This window comes from Kitasatospora sp. NPDC005856 (assembly GCF_040629945.1).
GTDB lineage: Bacteria > Actinomycetota > Actinomycetes > Streptomycetales > Streptomycetaceae > Kitasatospora.
This window is the reverse complement of sequence record NZ_JBEXWT010000064.1, coordinates 1-17,455: the sequence shown is the minus strand read 5'-3', so window position 1 is coordinate 17,455 and position 17,455 is coordinate 1. Positions and strand designations below refer to the sequence as shown.

Genomic DNA, 17,455 nt, shown 5'->3' with positions numbered 1-17,455 from the left:
CCGACGATCCCGGCTTCCGGACAGCGCGCGAGCGGCCGACCCGGTCGACGTCCCGCACCGCACCCGGATGCGACCGCAGCGCAGCACGCCTCCTCTCAGTGCGCGGAAAGTCGGCCCTGTCGACTTCCTGCGCAGCGACCGGCCGAGTCTATGCGCATAGAATTCGCCCTCGAGTGAGCGTGCATGAGAAGTCGACCCGCCCGACTCCCTGTGCAGTGTCGGGGTGGCCGGGGCTCCGGTGCCCGTTCGCTGGGGTCTTCTGATTGCCGGCCCGGGTCCTCTCGCTACACGGGAAGTCGATCTGGCCGACCTTCCGCGCGGTGGCGGCTGCGGGCTTGGCTCGGGTTGCTGCGCGTGGGGCGGGTGTCGGGTGATCTATGCGCATAGAGTCGCGCTGCGCGTGAGGCCCGTGGCGTGGCGCGCATGGGAAGTCGGCTCCGTCGACTTCCTGTTCCGTGTTGCGGCGCTGTGGCTTCACATCTTGCCCTCCCGAGGCCTTGCGATCGCCCGCCCCGGATGCTTACGGCGTGCAGGAAGTCGATCCGGTCGACTTCCTGTGTGGCGTGGGGGTCGCCAGGGTTTCGCTGCCTGGTCGCTTGGGGCTTGGGAGGCCGCCGGTCCGGACGCTCCCGCTGTGCGAGAAGTCGATGTGGCCGACTTCCTGGGCCAGGGGTGGCCGGGGGTGCCAGCGGTCCCGTCGCCGAGTTCCTCTGATTGCCGGCCCGGGCGCTCTCGCTGCGTGGGACATCGATCCGGCCGACTTCTCGTGCTGGGGCTGTTGTGCGCGGGGTGGGCGCCGGGGCGGGCACCGGGGTGGTGGATCTACGCGCATGGATTCGCGCTGGATGATGGGCGGCTGGCGTGCCGTGCGCGAGAAGTCGGCCGGGCCGACTTCTCGCGGTGAGGGATGTCTGCCTGCGGGGGAAGCTCGTGGAGTTGGCTTTTTGTTCGGGAGGGGACGTGGGCTGGGTCGGCAATTTCTGGGGGCGGGTGCGTGAGAAGTCGATCTGGTCGACTTCTCACGCGGGGCGATGGTCTGGATTGAAAGCCGGCGTGGCTGATTCTTGGTGCGCGCAGGAAGTCGATCTGGCCGACTTCCTGCGCGCAGGTGGTGCCTGCTGCCCCCGCTAGGCGACGGCTTGGCGGCGCCAGCGGCGGTAGGCGGGTTCCAGGCCGGAGAGGATGGTGTCGAAGCGGCGGGTACTGGTGGTGGAGTCGACCTGGAGGCGACTGATCTGGAGGGGATGGGAGGGGAGCCGGGGGCCCAGGCGGTGGTCGGAGAGGAAGCCGAGGCGGTAGCCGAGCTCCTGCAGGACGGTCTCGGCACGGACGTCGTGGCCGCCGTCCGGGTAGGCGAAGGCGATCGGTTGCTCGCCCAGCCAGCGGGTGAGGGCCTCGTGCGCGCCGGTGATCTCGGTGCGCACGGTGTCGTCGTCGCAGCGCCCGAGGCACGGGTGCCCCTGGGTGTGGTTGCCGATGGCGACGCCCCCGTCCCGCAGGGCGAGCAGGTCGGCGGGGGTCAGCTGCTCCTGGCGGGGAGGCCGACGGTCGGCGCTGACCCGCAGCTCGTGCAGGCTGCGCCGACGGTCCGGGTCCGGCATGGCCTTGAGTCGCCGGAGCAGCTGGGACGGGTGCCCGCATTCGAGCGAGCGGGCCCGGCCCCCGTGCCGGGCCAGGAAGTCGGCCTCGTGCCACCAGAACGGCCGCTCGGTACCGATGAGCTCGGAGATGACGAACGCGGTGGCCGGAATGCCCCGGGCGTCGAGGGCCGGCAGGGCGTGGGTGAGCACGCTTCGGTCGGCGTCGTCGAACGTGACCAGGACGCTCCGGGGTGGTAGCGGCCGCCGCTCGGTCACGGCCTGGAGGACCGCGCCGAGCGAGACGGGTGTGGCGAGCCGCTGGAGGCGGTCGAGCTGGGCGCCGAAGGAGCGGTGGTCGGTCACCCCGTGGTAGGCGAGCACGGCGAGCCGCTGGGCCGCCCGGGCCCGGAACAGCGGCTGGACGGGGGCGAACCGCAGCCATTCGCCCCGAGCGTCCTGCTGTTCCGTGTCGACGGCCGCCCGGTAACGGCCCCCGCCGTCCCGGTGCCCGCTGTCCCGGTGCCCGCCATGCCGTTGCTCGCCATGGCGGTGTTCGCCGTGAAGATGCCCGTCGTGAAGATGCCCGTCGTGAAGGTGCCCGCCGTGCAGGCGGTCGGCGGCCGGGCAGTCGGCGGGCCGGCCGGTATCTCGCCGGTCCGTGGGTCGGACGACGGGCGGGGGCAGCGCGCGTACGCCGGGTGCCGGCCGGGCGCGGGCCACGGAGGTCGGTGTAATGGACTGGGACTGCGGCACGGTTCCCCCTCGTTCGCCGAGCGGCGTGGCGGTACCGCCGGAGGACGGAGCCCGGCCTCCGACTCCAGGGGCGGCGGCTCCGCTCCTGGATATTCCTGTTCTCGGTGGGGGTTCACGCCCGCCCTCGAACGGCTCCTGGATCACTCAATGCCATTGAGACCGCTGCACCGGACGGATGGTTGTACCGGGGGGACGAGGATTTTTCGTGGACTGATTGTGGAGCCGGAATGCCCGCGCCGACGTCTCGATCACACTCCGTGGCAACCCCGCCGAGGTCCTGACCAGCCCCGATCCGCCGGTCGCACAGCGTGTTCGGGTCTTCACTCCCTGCGGGCTGCCGCCCGCGCCGCCCCGGGGTACCTTGGGCTCATGGCAGATGCGGACCGTGACCCCTTCCATCTCCACGGGGCCTCCCGAATGGCTCGCGCGTGCAGCGGCGGAGCCCTGGTCACCCACCAGCTCCCGCTGACTGTGGTGGGCCTGGCCTGCCTGGCGCTCGGCATCGTCGTGGCCGTGTTCGTTCCGGACAGTGACGGGCCGGCCTGGGCGATGGCGGTGGCCGGCTGCCTGGCGGCCGGCGTCCTGCTGCTCGGCCGGATCGCCTTCGGCGTGTTCCGCGACAGGCGCCGCGCCGCGCTCTGACGGCTCCGGCCGGTATGCCGGCGGTACGGCGGGCGGGTTCCGTCCGGGCGTTGCCCCCACCCGATATGTCGATCGCTCTCGGCATTTCGAAAGGGCGGATCGAGCGAAATTGGTCAGACCGACTGAATATCGTCCAGTCGGACAATCTTGACCCTCTTCTTTCACCATTTCCGGACAGCGGGTTCATCTCGCCTCTACTGTGAATGCGTTCTTCCGGCTCGACTCGAAGCGCCGCAGGAGGGGGAGCGATGGGCGGCAGACCGGATCGTGCCGTGGCCACCTCATGAGGCGCGTCGGCGACCTCGCCGTCATCGCCCTGGCCGCGATCGCCGCACTGCCGCTGGCCCTGCTGATCGCCGTCCTGCTCCGCTGCACCACCGGCGGCCCGGTCCTCCAACGGCAGACCCGGACCGGCCGGTACGGCCGCGAGTTCCAGATCCTGCGCTTCCGGACCGGCGGGGACGGCCGGCTCACCGCCCTGCTGCGCCGCACCGGCCTGGACGAGCTGCCGCGGCTGTGGAACGTGGCACGCGGCGACATGGGGGTGATAGGCCCCCGGCCGGCCGGCCCCGACCAGGTCGTGGGCTGCTCCGGCCGGGAGCGGGACCGGCTCTCGGTGCGGCCCGGCCTCACGGGCTGGGCCCAGCTGCACGCCCTGAGCCGCGCCCGGACGCCCCGCCCGCTCAGCCGTCCCGAGTGGGCCGAACTCGACCTCTGGTACGTCGAGCACCGCTCGCTCGGGCTCGACCTGCACATCCTCGGGCTCACCGTGCTCGCCCTGCTGCGGTCCGACGCGGGCCGGGAGCACCGGGTCGGTCCGGACCTGCGCCGATAGGCTGCGGCCCATGGCTATCCCTCCCTTCCTCGCCGAACTCCGCGCCGTCGTGGGCAACCGTCCGCTCTGGCTCAGCGCCGTCGTCGCCGTCGTGCTGGACGACCGCGACCGGGTGCTGCTCGCCCGGCGGGTCGACGACGGCCGGTGGGCGCCGGTCGGCGGCATCCTCGACCCCGGCGAGCAGCCCGCCGACGGCGTGGTGCGCGAGTGCGAGGAGGAGACCGGGGTGGTGGTCGTGCCCGAGCTGCTCGCCTCCGTCACGGTCTCGCCGCCGGTCACGTACCCGAACGGCGATGTGACGCAGTACCTGGTGCTGACCTTCCGCTGCCGCGCGGTCGGCGGCGAGGCGCGGGTGAACGGCGACGAGTCGTTCGAGGTCGGCTGGTTCGGGCTGGACGAACTGCCGCCCATGATCGAGACCGAGCAGGAGCGGCTGCGCCACGCACTGGAGTGCGAGGGCCCGGCGGTCTTCACCTGGGAGGGCAAGGAGCGCCCCTGAGCCCGGGCGGCACGTCTGCCGCGCCCACCCCGCCGACCGAACCCGCGGAACCCACCACGCCCGCCGCACCCGCCGCACCCGCCGCAACCCTGCCCCGGCGAGGTCAGCCCTTGTGCTGCCGGTAGGCCTCCTCTGCCGCGTCCAGCACCGCCGCCAGGTCCCCGCCGGCCGTGGCGGTCGTGGTGGCGGCCACCGCGCCCTCGACGAACGGGGCGTTGGCGAACCTGACCGGGAACGGCAGTCCGTGCTCGTCCGCGTCGGCCAGCAGCGCGCGGACGGTGGTGACCGCCCCGCCCAGGTCGGCGAGCACCACCACCCCGTGGCCCTGGTCCACCCGGCGGGTCGCGGCGGCCACCAGGACGGCACTGATGCCCGGCCCGTCCGACGGGTCGCCGCCGGTCGCCGCGACCGGCGCGGGGGAGTCGGATCCGGTCAACGCGAGCGCGAGGGAGCGTACGGCGGTGGCCAGTTCCTGGCTGTGCGAGACCAGGACGATCCCGACCCGCCCGTGCACGGGGGGCCGGGCCGGGGTCGGCCGGGGCAACGGGGTGGGCGAGGGAGGCGTACGGGGAGCCGGGGGATGGGCCGAGGGGGCGTCGGAGATGGGGATGACGTCGGCGCGAGTGCCGTCCCGGCGGCTCATCGGCTGCTCCCTTGAGCGGATCGGTGGGTGGATCGGCGGACGGATCGTTCGAGTGGCGCGGGCAGGCAAGGCGGTCGGGCAGGCAAGGCGGTCGGGCAGCGCGGCACGGCACGGCGGTGCCGCGGTGGGGCGCCGAGGCGGGGTGACGCCGCCGCCGATGGCTCCAAGGACTCCCGAATCCCGGACTCCTGGACCCCCGGACCCGCCGACGCCCGGCCGGCTCGCCCACCCGTGCCGCCCGTGCCACCCGCGCCGCCCGGGCCGGAGGAGCCGGAGAGGCCGCAGAGGCGGTCGTGCGGCGCCCTGGCAGCACTCTGGCAGCTGCCCGCCGCCCCCGCCGGTCGGGACACGCCTCAACCCGTTCTCCAGCGGTCCGCGTCCCGGCCTGGAGGAGTCCTCGTCAACCCGCTGACCGGGGCCCGGCGGTGTGGCTAGGCTGGCCCGGGAAAGTCGTCGGGAGGAGATCGGTCAGTGGGATCCAGCAGCGGGACGAACACGGAGTCCGGCGTGGCGCAGCCGGAGTTGGCGCCGAACGGGAAGCCCAAGGTGGACTTCACCGGGGCGGAGTGGCTGTGCAGCAGCCAGGGCGTCGGGGACGTGCAGATCGCCTTCGTGGACGGCTACATCGGGATGCGGGACGGCCGCCAGGAGGACGGGCCGGTCCTGGTCTTCACGCCGGGCGAGTGGCGGGCCTTCGTGCTCGGCGCCCGGGACGGCGAGTTCGACCTCACCTGAGGCGGCGCGCCGGGCGATTCACCACGGGAGCGGGCCCCCGGTCGGCGGGGTCCGCTCCGCAGGCGATCTTTCGGGTCCGAACATCACAAGTGATGATCTATTGAGCGTGCCCCGTCAGAATTTCTGTTGACTGTTAGACAAACGCAGCTCAGAGTATGAGCACGGGCAGACGCCGTGCCCACCGCCCCCACGCGGCCAGACACGGCGCCTGCTGTGCGGCCCGGCAGTACTGCCAGGCCATCCTCCCAGTCATCCCCTGCGCACCGGGGTGCGTCGGCCGGTCCCGGCCCCACGAGGGGCCGGCAGTCGCCGGGAGGCTGGCGCCGAAGCCGAGAGCGACTCGGATGACGGCACCGATGCTCGGGACCCGCACGCCCCCACGCGGCGGCGTCCCGAGCAGATCCACGGGAGCGACGGGCCGGGGCCCCGCGGATCTGGCTTGTGATGCATGGAACTGTTGGCTTGTGTGTTTGTGCTGTCTGCGATGACGAAGATGACGAAGCTGGGTGCTCGGCAGTTCGGCACGACAAGTGCACAGTGAGGGAAACGCGTGTAGGGCCGCGTTGCGACATGCCGTCCCCCCGAAGGGTGAAACCCAGAACGGCTGTCGTGCTGAACCGAACGTAGCCCGGACGGTTGCTCAGAGTCAACATTGGTCTCTGAGCGTCGATCTCCCGCTCGTCCCCCGGCGGCGCCCGACCCACCTCGCGAGCGCGGTCTGCCGGACACGTACGATGTTCCCATGTCTTTTCTCCGCCGTCGCTCCGGACAGCCCGCCGGCCCGGACTTCGACGTGCTCGCGATGGACCCGGGCGACTGGCCCGGCGACTTCGGTGCGGCCATGATGACCGGCCCGGACGGCTCCTGCCAGGGGATTTTCCTGCGCTACGACCTGTTCGGCGGCAGAGGCCCGGCGATGTTCATCGGCAACCTCCCCGAGGGTTCGCCCGCCCGGGAGACCGGTGACGACGTGCCCTTCGAGGTGCGGCAGCTGCTCGCGGCGCTGGAGAACGACGAGCCGGTCGAGTTCGTCTCGGCCGAGGACTTCCCGGTGATGCTCGGGGACGACCTGCTGATCGTGAAGAAGGTCAAGGTCAGCGAGGAACGCGTGTTCTGCGCCCAGTTCGGCCGCAGCGACGGCGTCCTGGTCACCATCGCGTCCTGGGACCGACCGATTTCGGACGACCTGTATCAGCTGCTGAAGCCGCTGCCCGCGGACATGTTCCAGCAGGGTTGATCCCGGCGGGGGCGACCGGCTCCGCCCGGGGGAGCGACGCTGCTTGACGTTATCGATCAACGGTTCGTACAGTCGCGAACATGCCGTGCCCTCTTCCGCTGCTGACCCGTCGCAGGCATCTGGACCTGCGGCGCACCGCCAGCGCGGCGTGTCCGGGCCGCTGAGGGGGCTTCGTCCCCCGGCGGAGGGCGGTCGACCGGGTGTCCGGTCGGCGCCGACACCAGGGGGCGGGCCTTGAGCCGACCTTCGGGGCCGCCAATCGGTACCGCGCGCCCGTGCGGCGTGCCGCCCGCATTCGCCGAGCCCACGCTGCCGCCCGGAGGCACCGCATCATGACGACCCGCGCCGCCAACCGTTCGAGCGTCGATCGTACGTCCGAGGGCGCTTCCGCCGGGCGCCGCTCCCGCCCCGCCCCGCCGACGGCGGATTCCGACCGGTCCGATTCCGGCCATCTCGAATCCACCGGTTCCACGCCTGCCGGCTCCACCGGTTCCGCTCCTTCGGCCGCCTCCGCCGCCTCCGCCGGTCCCGCCGGCCCGGTGCGCACCGGTTCCGCGGGCCCCGAGCCCGACCGCACCGGCATCGAGGCCGCCCTCGCCGGGCTGCCCCGGGTGGTCGACCTGCTGGCCGCCCGCGCCGAGGAGCACGACCGCGACGCGACCTTCCCCTATCAGGGGATCGAGGCCGTCCACGAGGCCGGGCTGCTCACCCTCACCGTCTCCGCGCGGTACGGCGGTCCGGGCGGAACGCTCGCCGACACCGTCCGGGTGCTGTCCCAACTGGGCCGCGGAGACGCCTCGGTGGCCGTGGTCACCGCCTTCACCCTGCTCCAGCACGCCGAACAGGCCCGCCGCGCCGACTGGCCGGCGGCCGGATACCGGCGGCTGCTCACCGAGTCCCGGCGCGGCCCGGCGCTGGTCAACACCCTGCGGGCGGAGCCCGGTGCCGTCGCGGGCGGGCTGCCCGACACGGTCGCCCGACGGGACGGCGACGGCTGGCTGTTGACGGGCCGGAAGACGTACTGCACCGGTGCCGAGGCGCTCGCCTGGATGGCGGTCACCGCGCGGACCGACGAGGAGGAGCCGAGGGTCGGTACCTTCCTGGTCCGCGGCGAGAGCGAGGGCCTGGAGATCGATCCGACCTGGGACCAGCTCGGCCTGCGGGCCAGTGCCAGCCACGACGTCGTGCTGGACGGGGTCCGGGTGCCGGCCGACCTCGCGCTCGGTCTGACCGGCGGCCGCCGGACGGCCCGTCAGGATGCCGACGCGGAGGCCGAACTCTCGCTGGCCTGGCACGACCTGGCGCTGTCCGCGGTGGCGATCGGCGTCGCCCGGGCCGCCGAGGCCTGGCTGATCCGCTTCCTCAACCAGCGCACTCCGGCCAATCTGACCGAGCCGCTCGGCACCCTGCCCCGCTACCGGACCGCCCTCGGCGAGATCGAGGCCCAGCTGATCGGCGCCGAGGAACTGGTCGAGGGCCTGGCCTCCCGGGTGGACCGGGGCGAGCCGGAGGCGGTCGCCCGGACCGGGCCGTCCCACCTGCTGGCCACCCGGGCCGCGACGGCGGTGGTCCAGCAGGCCGTCACCCTCACCGGCAATCCCGGACTGAGTCGGCGTCACCCGCTGGAGCGCTACCTGCGGGACGTGCTCAGCAGCCGGGTGCACCTGGCCGCTGACGAGACCGTCCTGGAGGCCGTCGGCCAGGCCGCCCTGGAACGGGGCTCCCGGACGTAGGCCCCGTCCTTCCGGGCGGCGCTCCGGTGGCGCCGCCCGTCGGTGAGCGACCCCGACGTTCCCCGGCGACGAGCGACCCCGACGCCGCGGCCCGAACCGGCCCGAACCGAACCGGCCCGAACCGATCGACCGGACGGGCCGGGCCGCGGCGCCGAACTCCCGTCGCTCAGCGGGTCCCGACCGCGGCGCGGACGGCGCGGCGGGCGAGCGCCGCGTCGTCGTAGAGCCGGCGGATCATGATCCGCTGCTCCTCGCCGGCGCCCGGCACGTCGTACAGCCGGATCTCCCGCATGAGCACCAGCACCAGGTTCACCAGGAAGGCGTCCCGGGCCATCGTGCCGCCGCTCTGGGCGAGTTGGCTGATCTGGCGGCGTGCCGCGGTGTCCCCGGACAGGACGCTCCAGAGCACCGCCAGGTCGTAGCCGGGCAGGTACCAGCCGGCCTGCTCCCAGTCGACCAGCACCGGGCCGGACGGCGCCAGCAGCATGTTGCTGAGCAGGGCGTCGCCGTGGCAGAGCTGGAGCGGGGTGTGGCCGAGGCCGTGCAGCAGGCCGCGCAGGTCGCCGGCGTCCCGGTCGGTGAGCTGGCCCACCGAGTGGTAGCGGGCGATCTCCAACTGGTAGTCCAGGCGCGGCTGGAAGACGTCGGTCGGCGGCCGCCACAGGTTCAGCGTGCGGACCGCGGTGAGCAGCGCCCGCACCTCGCCCGGGGTGGGCGCGTTGACCGGGTGGCGCTCGCGGGCGGCCGGGCGCCCGGGCACGCGCTCCATGACCAGCACGCACCGGTCGTGGTCGGCCGCCACCAGCCGGGGCAGCCGCACCGGCGGGCGGTGCCGGACGAACGCCCGGTAGACCGCCACCTCGTGGTGGAAGTCGGCCACCAACTGCTCGAAGTACGCACTCCGCACCGCCTGCGGCGCCAGGCACTTGGCGACCACCGGAGCCCGCCCGATGGTGCCCGCCACCAGGATGTGGCGGCTGCCCTCACGCAGGACCTGGCGCGGGGTGAACGCGGGACATATCCGCGAGATGCCGGCGAGCGCCGCGCGGACCGCCGGGGTCTGGAGCGCGGAGGGGTCGATCCGCTCGGGGCCGCCGCCGGGCGGGCCGAGCCGCCGGGCCCGCAGCACCTGGCCGTCGGCCTGCCGGGCCAGCGGCATCCGGCCACCGGCCGGCAGGGCGGTCTCGGGGGCGCGCAGCCCCAGCGCGGTACGGCCGGCGGGGCCCGGCGCCGTGCGGCCGGTCGGGACGACCCGGGGGTCCGTGACCCTGCCCTCGGCGCCGCGCGGGGCCGCAGGACGGCTCGCCGGTGGCACCGCCCTGGGGCCGGTGCGGCCGGCGGCTGCGGCGGGGGGGCGCAGCGCGGGGCGGGTCGCGGTGGGTGTGGGGGTCGTCGCTGAGGAGTACATGGGCTGAGGGTGGTCCCTTCCGGTCCGTCGGCGGGTGCTGCCCCGCGGGGGCGGGGGAGGGCCGGTGCCGTGTGCTTCCTGGCGTGACGGCGGCCCTGCGGGTGGTGCGGTGCGTCGTGCGGTGCGGTGGGTGGTGCACGGGCGCCGGGCACGGACGCGGGGTCAGGGACCCCTGTTCGGCGGTGCTCCGGCCGTCCGCACCCTGGGGAATGCGGTCGGCCGGACTGCCGTGGCCGTGCCCGGCGCTCCCGCGCCACCCGGCCGCGCCACCCCCTCGGGTGAGGGCGGGGAGCGCCCCGTGCCACCGTCGGGGGACAGCCCCGACGCTGGTGGGACGCCGCCCGACCCGGGGGGCGAGGTGGCGCACCTCTACAACACACCCGTCGGGCACTGGCTTAGTAGTCTGGCGGGCCCTGGCGAACGGTGGCGAATGCTCGCCCGGCACTTGCCAGAGCCTCTAGCCTCGGATCAGCCGAGGAACCTGGGGGCTTCGTTGAGCAGGGAACCCAACACCCGACTGGCCGATCTGTTCGTCCTGACCGGATGGTCGAAGGGCGAGCTGGCGCGGCTGGTCAACCGTCGGGGTGCCGCGATGGGTCAGCTGCAGCTGTCCACCGACACGTCGAGGGTACGGCGTTGGATCGAGCAGGGGGAGATCCCGCGCGATCCGGTGCCGAGGGTGCTGGCGGCCGTGTTCACGGAGCGGCTCGGACGTGTCGTCACCACTGAGGACCTCGGTCTGGAACGACACCGGCCCACCAGGTCCGGAGCGGACACGTCCGGAGCAGTGCCGTGGTCGCCGGATCGAACAGCCGCGGTCCTCACCGAGTTCACGGGAATGGACCTCATGCTGAACCGACGTGGATTGGTGGGCGCCGGAGCCGCGCTCACGGCAGGGGCGGTCATCGCCGACTCGCTGAAGGGCTGGCTGGGAGGGGACGCGGTCGCGTACGCGGCCTCCGTCCCCGGGCCGCGACAGGTGGTCACCGGGAGCGGCGTGCACCCGGTGGTGGACGTGTACGACGCGGGCCCGGTCGGGCTCGACGAGGTGGAGTCGCTGGAACACTCGGTGAAGGTGTTCCGGGCCTGGGACGCCGCCCGCGGCGGAGGCCTGCAGCGCAAGGCGGTGGTCGGTCAACTGAACGAGGTCGGTGGGCTGTTGACGCACCGGCACGCGTCCGCGGTGGAGCAGCGGCTGTGGCTGGTCGCGGCCAATCTGGCGGTGCTGGCGGGCTGGATGTCGCACGACGTGGGCCTGGAGCCCACCGCCCAGAAGTACTTCATGATGGCGGCGGAGGCGGCCAAGGAGGCCGGCGACCGGCCGCGGGCGGGTGAGGCGATCTCCCGGGCCGCGCGGCAGATGGTGCACCTGGGCCGGGCCGACGACGCGCTCGACCTGATGGCGGCGGCCAAGGCCGCCGGCGGGCGGCCGATGCCCAGAACGCGCGCCATGCTCAACACCGTCGAGGCGTGGGCGCACGCCTCGCTCGGGCACTCCCAGGAGACCTACCGGCTGCTCGGGGAGGCCGAGGACCTGTTCGGCGAGGAGGCGCCGGAGCCGCCGCCCTCGTGGATGCAGGTGTTCGACGAAGCCGAACTGCGCGGTATGCAGGCCCTGGTGCTGCGCACGCTGTCCGAGCACGACCGGGCGGCCGCCGCCGAGGCCCGCAGGCACGCGGAGCGGGTGATCAGCCTGCGGGAGGGCACCGGGCAGCTGCGTTCGGCGCTGTTCGACCGGATCACCCTCGCCTCGGTGCACCTGATCACCGGCGAGCCGGACGCGGCGCAGTTCCAGGCCAAGGCGGTGCTGAACCTGATCGGCCAGAACTCCTCGCACCGGACCTGGGACCGACTGCGGGAGATGTACCGGCTGACCGCGCAGTACCGGGGGTTGCCGGCGGTGGACGAACTGCGGGAGGAGCTGGGCCGGGAGCTGCGGGCGGCGGACGCCAAGAACCGGCGGCGGCTGACCTGACGGGCGCCGGGGCCGCCCCTGAGGGGGTGCGGGCGTCAGGCCGTGGGTTCAGGTTGGTGGGCGCCGGGCCGGGCCGCCGGGCCGTGGGTTCAGAGTGGTGCGCGCCGGACCGGGCCGCGGGGTCGTCGGTTCAGAGCGGCGGGGCCGGGCGGAGCAGCATGTGCAGTGCGACGACGGTGCCGTCCGTGCCGAGGACGGGTTCGCTCGCGCACTCGACACCGTCGTGCCGTCCGTCGGGACGGCGGACCCGCAGGGTGCCGGCGGCGTGGCGGCCGTGCACCAGGGCGTCGGTCATCATCCGCCGCAGCAGCGGCCGGTCGGTTTCGGGGAGGCGGTCGGGCAGCCGGTCGAGGCTGAGCGGACCGTGTTCCGGGTCGCAGCGGAGGAGGAGGTAGGTCTCCGGGCTCCAGTGGATCCCGTCGGTGAGCAGGTCCCATGCGGCGGAGCCGATCAGGCCGCCGCCGATTCCGCCGTGGTCGCGGCCGCTGCCGAGGTAGCGGCCGGACGGCTCCTGCGCCGTGCCGTCCACTCTGCCGTCCGTTCCGCGGTCGGCGTCGCCCGTGCCGTCGCTGCCGTCCCCGCCCGCGGTGCCGGGCACGTCGGCCGTGGCGCCGGTCACCGTGCCGCTCCCGCCCGTCGGGGTGCCGCCCACCGCGGCGGCGCCCGGCGGGCGGGTGGCGCCTAAGGGCATGTTCATGGCAGACCCATCGCTCGGTACGGCCCGCGGGGAGCGGGCCGTTCGGACAGTGAGAAGACTGTCGCACAGCGTCGTCACCCTTGTGGGCGATTTGGACAGAATGCAGGCAAGATTCCGCTGGCATATGCCACTGTGGCCGGAGCCTTCGTCGCCCTGTGTGCGGACGGGGGCCCGAGGCGGTAACCTTCGGTGATTCCGGCGCCCGGGCGCCCACCGCAGTACCGACCAGAGACCCCCGGCGACGGAAATCCCGTTGCCACTACGACCGCCGCAACGGATGCTGACCTCATGTTCGAGCCAGTGATAGCACCCAGTGCCAGCCTCCTAGGCCTCCTTCAGCGAGGCCGTGGTGACGGGCAGCTCCACGCGCTGGCCGCCGACCGTGCCGAGGCCATCGCCGCGCTGGAGGAGTGCGTCACCAGGGACCCGCGAGCCGACTGGCAGGTCGAGAGCCGGTCCCTCTACTACGCCCGCATCTACATGGACCTGGAAGCCCCCCTGGAGGGCATCGAGGACCACCTCCACTCCGCCGAGGACCTGGTCACCGACGACGAGAGCCGCACCGGCCTCGCCCTTTCCGTCCTGGGCCACCTCGCCGCGTACGGCCGGCGCGACGCGCTGCTGATGCTGCGCGAGTACGCCGCCACCGGTGCCAACTGGGCCTGGGCCCTCGACGAGCTCGCCCTGCGCGACGACGACCGCGGCCTGCTGCTTCTCGGCACCGCCGTGCTGGACCGCTTCGCGCCGGGCCCCGAGGGCGACGCCGAGCTGCGGGAGTTCATCCGCAACGCGTACGAGCCCCGGCCCTGGCGGCTGTGGGCGGCCTACCACCCCAGAGTGGCCGCGGCCAGTGAACAGTCACCCTTCGACCTGTGGCAACGCCAGATCAACCGCAGCGGCGTCACCCCCGGCTGGTCCACCGCCGACGTACTGGCCTGGGCCGACCAGGGCGAGCTCGGCGGCCTCGGGGCCGGGGCCTTCCTCGGCCGGCCCGACGACCGCCCGGAGCCCGCACGCGGCACCGACGCGCCCTCCGGCCCCGACGCGGTGGACCGCCGTGCCGCCGCGGCCGCCCGCTGCCTGACCGCCGTGGTCCGGCCCGAGGACCGCCCGCTGCTGCTGGAAGCGGCCCGCGACGGCCTGCCCGGCGCCCGCCGGGCCGCCCTGCGCCACCTGGTCGAGCAGCGCGACCCGGCCGCCGTCGAGCTGATCGAGGCCGCCGCCGCGGACGTGGACGACCGGATCGTCCGGGCCGCCCTGGAACTGCTCGGCCGGATGCGCGGCCCCGAGGTGCTGGCGCACGCCCGCCGCTGGGCCGACCCGGCCACCGGTGGCGCCGACAGCGCGCTCGGCGAGGCCGCCGTCCAGCTGCTCGCCGACGCCGGGGAGCCGGCCGACGCGCCGCTGGTGGTGGCCGGGCTGCGCCGCTGGGTCTCCGTGCGCGGGGTCGGCGGTACCGGCCTCGGGTCGCTGGTGGACGGTGCGGGGCGGCTGGCCGCCGCCGACGCCGTACCGGTCCTGCGCCACATCTACGGGGAGGCCGCCTCCTCCGAACTGCGCGGACGCGCCGCCCAGGCGCTGGCCGCGACCGACGTGCACTTCCCCGAGGGGCCCGCCGTGGAGTGCCTCTGGGACTGCGAGGAGTCCACGCGCGAGCTCGCCGCGCACCACGTCGCCACCACGGGCGACGCGCGTGTGCTGGAGCGGCTGCGCAGGCTCGCCGCCGACCCGGCCGAGGAGGCCGAGGTCCACGCCGCCGTACGCGGCAGACTGACCGCCGCCCGGGAGTTCGGGCGTTAGGGCTTGTCCGCCGGACAGGCCCTGGGGGTCTGCCGTCGACAGGCCCGGGTCCTCGACGTTCAGTGGGCCGGGACACCGCACAGGTGTCCCGGCCCACTCGTTTTCGCCGGTCCGCGTTTCTGAAACCGGGTTCTCGTTCGACCGGTTTCCGGTCCGACCCGGTCCGACCCGGTCCGCTCGACCCGGGTCCGGTTCGGCCCGGTTCCGCATCCGTCCGGTGCTACTTCACCGCGCCCGCGTCCGGAGTCAGGACACCGCCGATGACCAGTCCGATGATCAGGACGCCGAGCAGGACCCGGTAGACCACGAAGGGCATGAAGCTGTGGCTCGAGATGTACTTCAGGAACCAGGCGATCGCCGCGTAGCCGACCACGAAGGCGATCAGGGTGGCCAGGATGGTCGGCCCCCAGGCCGGTGCCGGACCCTCGCCGATCTTGAACAGCTCCAGCGCACCCGAGGCGAGCACCGCGGGGATGGCCAGCAGGAACGAGTAGCGGGCCGCCGCCTCCCGGCTGTAGCCGAGCAGCAGGCCCGCGCTGATGGTGCCGCCGGAGCGGGACACGCCCGGGATCAGCGCCAGCGCCTGGGCGAGGCCGTAGATGCCCGCGTGCGGCAGCGTGAGGTCGGTGATCGGCCGGGCGTGGCGGACGGCCCGGGTGCGGTCGGCGAAGGCGAGGATCAGGCCGAAGACGATCAGTGTGGTGCCGATGATCCGCAGGTCGCGCAGGTGGGTCTCGATGGTGTCCTGGAACAGCTTGCCCAGGATGCCGATCGGCAGGGTGCCGATGATCACGAACCAGCCCATCCGCGCGTCCGGGTCCGATCGCAGCGCCGGCCGGAACAGGGACAGGGCCCAGGTCTTGATGATCGAGGCGATGTCCCGGCGGAAGTAGATCAGCACCGCCGTCTCGGTGCCGAGCTGGGTGACGGCGGTGAAGGCCGCACCCGGGTCGTCCCAGCCCAGCAGGGCGGAGAAGACCCGCAGGTGGGCGCTGGAGGAGATCGGCAGGAACTCGGTGAGCCCCTGGATCAGGCCGAGGACGGCCCCATGGAACCATTCGATCACCGGGCACCCGCCGGGGATATGCGTCGGGCGTGGGGTATGGGCGGCATGGGCGGGTCCTTGCGGGTCGGAAGGGCGGGCGGGGCCGCCGTGACCCGTCCGGCCCGCGGGCCGCGCGCGAGCCCGGCGCGCGGCTGATGGTACGGGGTGAAGGTGACGGTTCTTTGTTCACCCTTTGTTCCGGCTTTGCGCACAGGCCCACCGCCGGTCCCCCGCGGGTCGGGAACCGGCTCCGCCGGCCGGGCACCGGCCCGGGACGGAGCCTAGGGCACCGGCCGCGCCCGGGCCCAGGTGCGGTCCGCGGTCAGGTAACGCTCGACCACCAGGTCGGCCTCCGCGAGCGCCTGCTCGAACGCCTCCGTGCTGAGCGGGCGGGACAGGAAGGTCTGCGTCCAGGTGCCGTCCGGGAACACGTACTCGAAGCGTACGGAGTCGACGCCGTCACCGACCGGCGTGGCCGAGACCAGCCGGGCCCGCGCGTCCGGGCCGATCACGCTCTCCCGCGGCACGTTCCGGTGCCAGTCCTCGCCCTCGCGCTGCACCAGCACGCAGCCGTCCTCGGTGACGTGCCGGCGGCAGGTCTCCAGCAGGCTCCGGCGGACCGTCACATCACCGGCGTGCACCAGGAAGGAGGCGAGCATGACGACGTCGAAGCGCTCGCCGAGGTCCAGCTCCTCGATCGGGCTGCGCACCGTGCGGACGTCCGCGCGGACCCGGGCCAGCATGTCGGGGGACTCGTCCACGGCCGTCACGGTGAAGCCGCGGTCGGTCAGCGGGTGCGTCATCCGGCCGACGCCGCAGCCGAGTTCGAGGATGCGCGCGCCGGGCGGCACCGCGGCCTCGATCACGTCCGGGGCGTCGCCCACGGGGAGCCGGCTCCACACCTCCACGGCGCAGCCGTCCGGGCTGATCGCGCCCTCGCCCGTTCCGTCGTAACCCGCGCGTCGTTCGTCCGCTGCCATGCCGTTCATCGGATCACGGACGGGCGTGCGGGGGAAGAGGGCGCTGGAAAGGGATTGGCAGATACCCCATGGGGGTATATGTTCGACAGCGACGGAGCGAGGGAAGCGGCGCCGAACAGGGCGCCGGGGTACGTGGAGGACGACATGGCACACCCCGCGCAGCACGAGCACCATGAGCACGCCGACCGGCAGCAGGCCGCTCACGAGCACCACGGGCACGACGAGCAGCACGGACACGATGGGCACCACGGGCGCGACCACGGCGGCCACCACGACCACCGGGCGCACGGCGGCCACCACCAGGGCCACGGCGGTGGCGGAGCCGACTGGCGGACGGCCGCGCAGGCGACCCTGCACTGCCTCACCGGGTGCGCCATCGGAGAGATCCTGGGCATGGTGCTCGGCACCGCCTTCGGCCTGCACAACGGCGCGACCGTGGTGCTCTCGATCCTGCTGGCCTTCGTCTTCGGCTACGCGCTGACCATGCGCGGCGTGCTGAAGGCCGGCCTCGACGTCGGCGCCGCGGTCAAGGTCGCGCTGGCCGCCGACACCGTGTCGATCCTGGTCATGGAGCTGATCGACAACACCGTGATGGTCACCGTCCCGGGGGCGATGGACGCGGGACTCGGCGACCTGTTGTTCTGGGTGGCGCTGGCGGGTTCGCTGGCCCTGGCGTTCGCGCTGACCGTCCCGGTCAACAAGTGGATGATCGGCCGGGGGCGCGGCCATGCCGTGGTGCACGCCTACCACCAGCACTGATCCCGTCCGGGGCACCGGAACCTCTCGCCTGCGGCCCGCGCCGACCGTCGAACGGTCGGGTCCGACGCGACCGCGTCCACCCCCACATCCGCGCCCACCGCCCGCTCGTCGGCCAGCAGCGTGGTCGGCAGCAG

Annotated in this window: 16 protein-coding genes; 10 read left to right on the top strand and 6 right to left on the bottom strand. The window is 73.7% G+C overall.

Annotation, left to right across the window (positions count from 1 at the left end; translation table 11 throughout):
• Positions 1-1,127 precede the first annotated feature (1,127 nt).
• Positions 1,128-2,333, bottom strand: coding sequence for a polysaccharide deacetylase family protein (locus ABZ449_RS30055; protein WP_360352470.1), 1,206 nt, complete (start codon positions 2,331-2,333; stop codon positions 1,128-1,130).
• Between the two features lie 417 nt (positions 2,334-2,750).
• On the opposite strand from ABZ449_RS30055, the gene ABZ449_RS30050 reads away from it, so the two are divergent.
• The 3 genes from ABZ449_RS30050 (at position 2,751) to ABZ449_RS30040 (ending at position 4,309) form a co-directional block, all read left to right on the top strand.
• Positions 2,751-2,975, top strand: a complete 225-nt coding sequence (locus ABZ449_RS30050) for a hypothetical protein (RefSeq protein ID WP_360352468.1) — start codon at positions 2,751-2,753, stop codon at positions 2,973-2,975.
• A 283-nt stretch (positions 2,976-3,258) separates the two neighbouring features.
• Complete coding sequence (locus ABZ449_RS30045; RefSeq protein WP_360352466.1) at positions 3,259-3,810, top strand: sugar transferase; 552 nt, start codon at positions 3,259-3,261, stop codon at positions 3,808-3,810.
• Positions 3,811-3,820: 10 nt separating this feature from the next.
• Positions 3,821-4,309, top strand: coding sequence for an NUDIX domain-containing protein (locus ABZ449_RS30040; protein WP_360352464.1), 489 nt, complete (start codon positions 3,821-3,823; stop codon positions 4,307-4,309).
• A gap of 103 nt (positions 4,310-4,412) precedes the next feature.
• Here the strand turns inward: ABZ449_RS30040 and ABZ449_RS30035 are convergent, their stop codons facing one another.
• Entirely contained in the window at positions 4,413-4,952 is a 540-nt protein-coding gene (locus tag ABZ449_RS30035) for a PTS fructose transporter subunit IIA (RefSeq protein WP_360352462.1), read from the bottom strand.
• A 507-nt stretch (positions 4,953-5,459) separates the two neighbouring features.
• On the opposite strand from ABZ449_RS30035, the gene ABZ449_RS30030 reads away from it, so the two are divergent.
• The 4 genes from ABZ449_RS30030 to ABZ449_RS30015 all read left to right on the top strand — a co-directional run bounded on the left by ABZ449_RS30030 (position 5,460) and on the right by ABZ449_RS30015 (position 8,657).
• Entirely contained in the window at positions 5,460-5,687 is a 228-nt protein-coding gene (locus ABZ449_RS30030) for a DUF397 domain-containing protein (RefSeq protein ID WP_360352520.1), read from the top strand.
• Between the two features lie 742 nt (positions 5,688-6,429).
• A complete protein-coding gene (locus tag ABZ449_RS30025; protein WP_030058989.1) occupies positions 6,430-6,924 on the top strand; it encodes a hypothetical protein in 495 nt (164 codons plus the stop codon).
• Positions 6,925-7,004: 80 nt separating this feature from the next.
• Positions 7,005-7,088, top strand: a complete 84-nt coding sequence (locus ABZ449_RS30020; RefSeq protein WP_360352518.1) for a putative leader peptide — start codon at positions 7,005-7,007, stop codon at positions 7,086-7,088.
• A 375-nt stretch (positions 7,089-7,463) separates the two neighbouring features.
• Positions 7,464-8,657: an acyl-CoA dehydrogenase family protein gene (locus tag ABZ449_RS30015; RefSeq protein ID WP_360352460.1), complete on the top strand. Its 1,194-nt coding sequence runs from the start codon at positions 7,464-7,466 to the stop codon at positions 8,655-8,657.
• A gap of 166 nt (positions 8,658-8,823) precedes the next feature.
• Here ABZ449_RS30015 and ABZ449_RS30010 read toward each other — a convergent pair whose 3' ends face one another.
• On the bottom strand, positions 8,824-10,065 hold the full coding sequence (locus ABZ449_RS30010; RefSeq protein ID WP_360352458.1) for a phosphotransferase: 1,242 nt from the start codon (positions 10,063-10,065) through the stop codon (positions 8,824-8,826).
• 493 nt (positions 10,066-10,558) lie between these two features.
• On the opposite strand from ABZ449_RS30010, the gene ABZ449_RS30005 reads away from it, so the two are divergent.
• Positions 10,559-12,040, top strand: coding sequence for a hypothetical protein (locus ABZ449_RS30005; RefSeq protein WP_360352456.1), 1,482 nt, complete (start codon positions 10,559-10,561; stop codon positions 12,038-12,040).
• A 130-nt stretch (positions 12,041-12,170) separates the two neighbouring features.
• On the opposite strand, the gene ABZ449_RS30000 is transcribed toward ABZ449_RS30005, so the two are convergent.
• Positions 12,171-12,737, bottom strand: a complete 567-nt coding sequence (locus ABZ449_RS30000; RefSeq protein ID WP_360352455.1) for a hypothetical protein — start codon at positions 12,735-12,737, stop codon at positions 12,171-12,173.
• A gap of 288 nt (positions 12,738-13,025) precedes the next feature.
• Here ABZ449_RS30000 and ABZ449_RS29995 point away from each other — a divergent pair, with 288 nt between their 5' ends.
• Positions 13,026-14,537 (top strand): HEAT repeat domain-containing protein, encoded by a 1,512-nt coding sequence (locus ABZ449_RS29995; RefSeq protein WP_360352453.1) that lies wholly within the window; start codon positions 13,026-13,028, stop codon positions 14,535-14,537.
• Positions 14,538-14,757: 220 nt separating this feature from the next.
• Here ABZ449_RS29995 and ABZ449_RS29990 read toward each other — a convergent pair whose 3' ends face one another.
• Both ABZ449_RS29990 and ABZ449_RS29985 read right to left on the bottom strand, forming a co-directional pair.
• Complete coding sequence (locus ABZ449_RS29990; protein WP_360352451.1) at positions 14,758-15,603, bottom strand: undecaprenyl-diphosphate phosphatase; 846 nt, start codon at positions 15,601-15,603, stop codon at positions 14,758-14,760.
• A 260-nt stretch (positions 15,604-15,863) separates the two neighbouring features.
• Positions 15,864-16,562, bottom strand: a complete 699-nt coding sequence (locus tag ABZ449_RS29985) for a class I SAM-dependent methyltransferase (RefSeq protein ID WP_360352449.1) — start codon at positions 16,560-16,562, stop codon at positions 15,864-15,866.
• A gap of 144 nt (positions 16,563-16,706) precedes the next feature.
• Here ABZ449_RS29985 and ABZ449_RS29980 point away from each other — a divergent pair, with 144 nt between their 5' ends.
• On the top strand, positions 16,707-17,321 hold the full coding sequence (locus ABZ449_RS29980) for a DUF4396 domain-containing protein (protein WP_360352447.1): 615 nt from the start codon (positions 16,707-16,709) through the stop codon (positions 17,319-17,321).
• Positions 17,322-17,455: the final 134 nt, after the last annotated feature.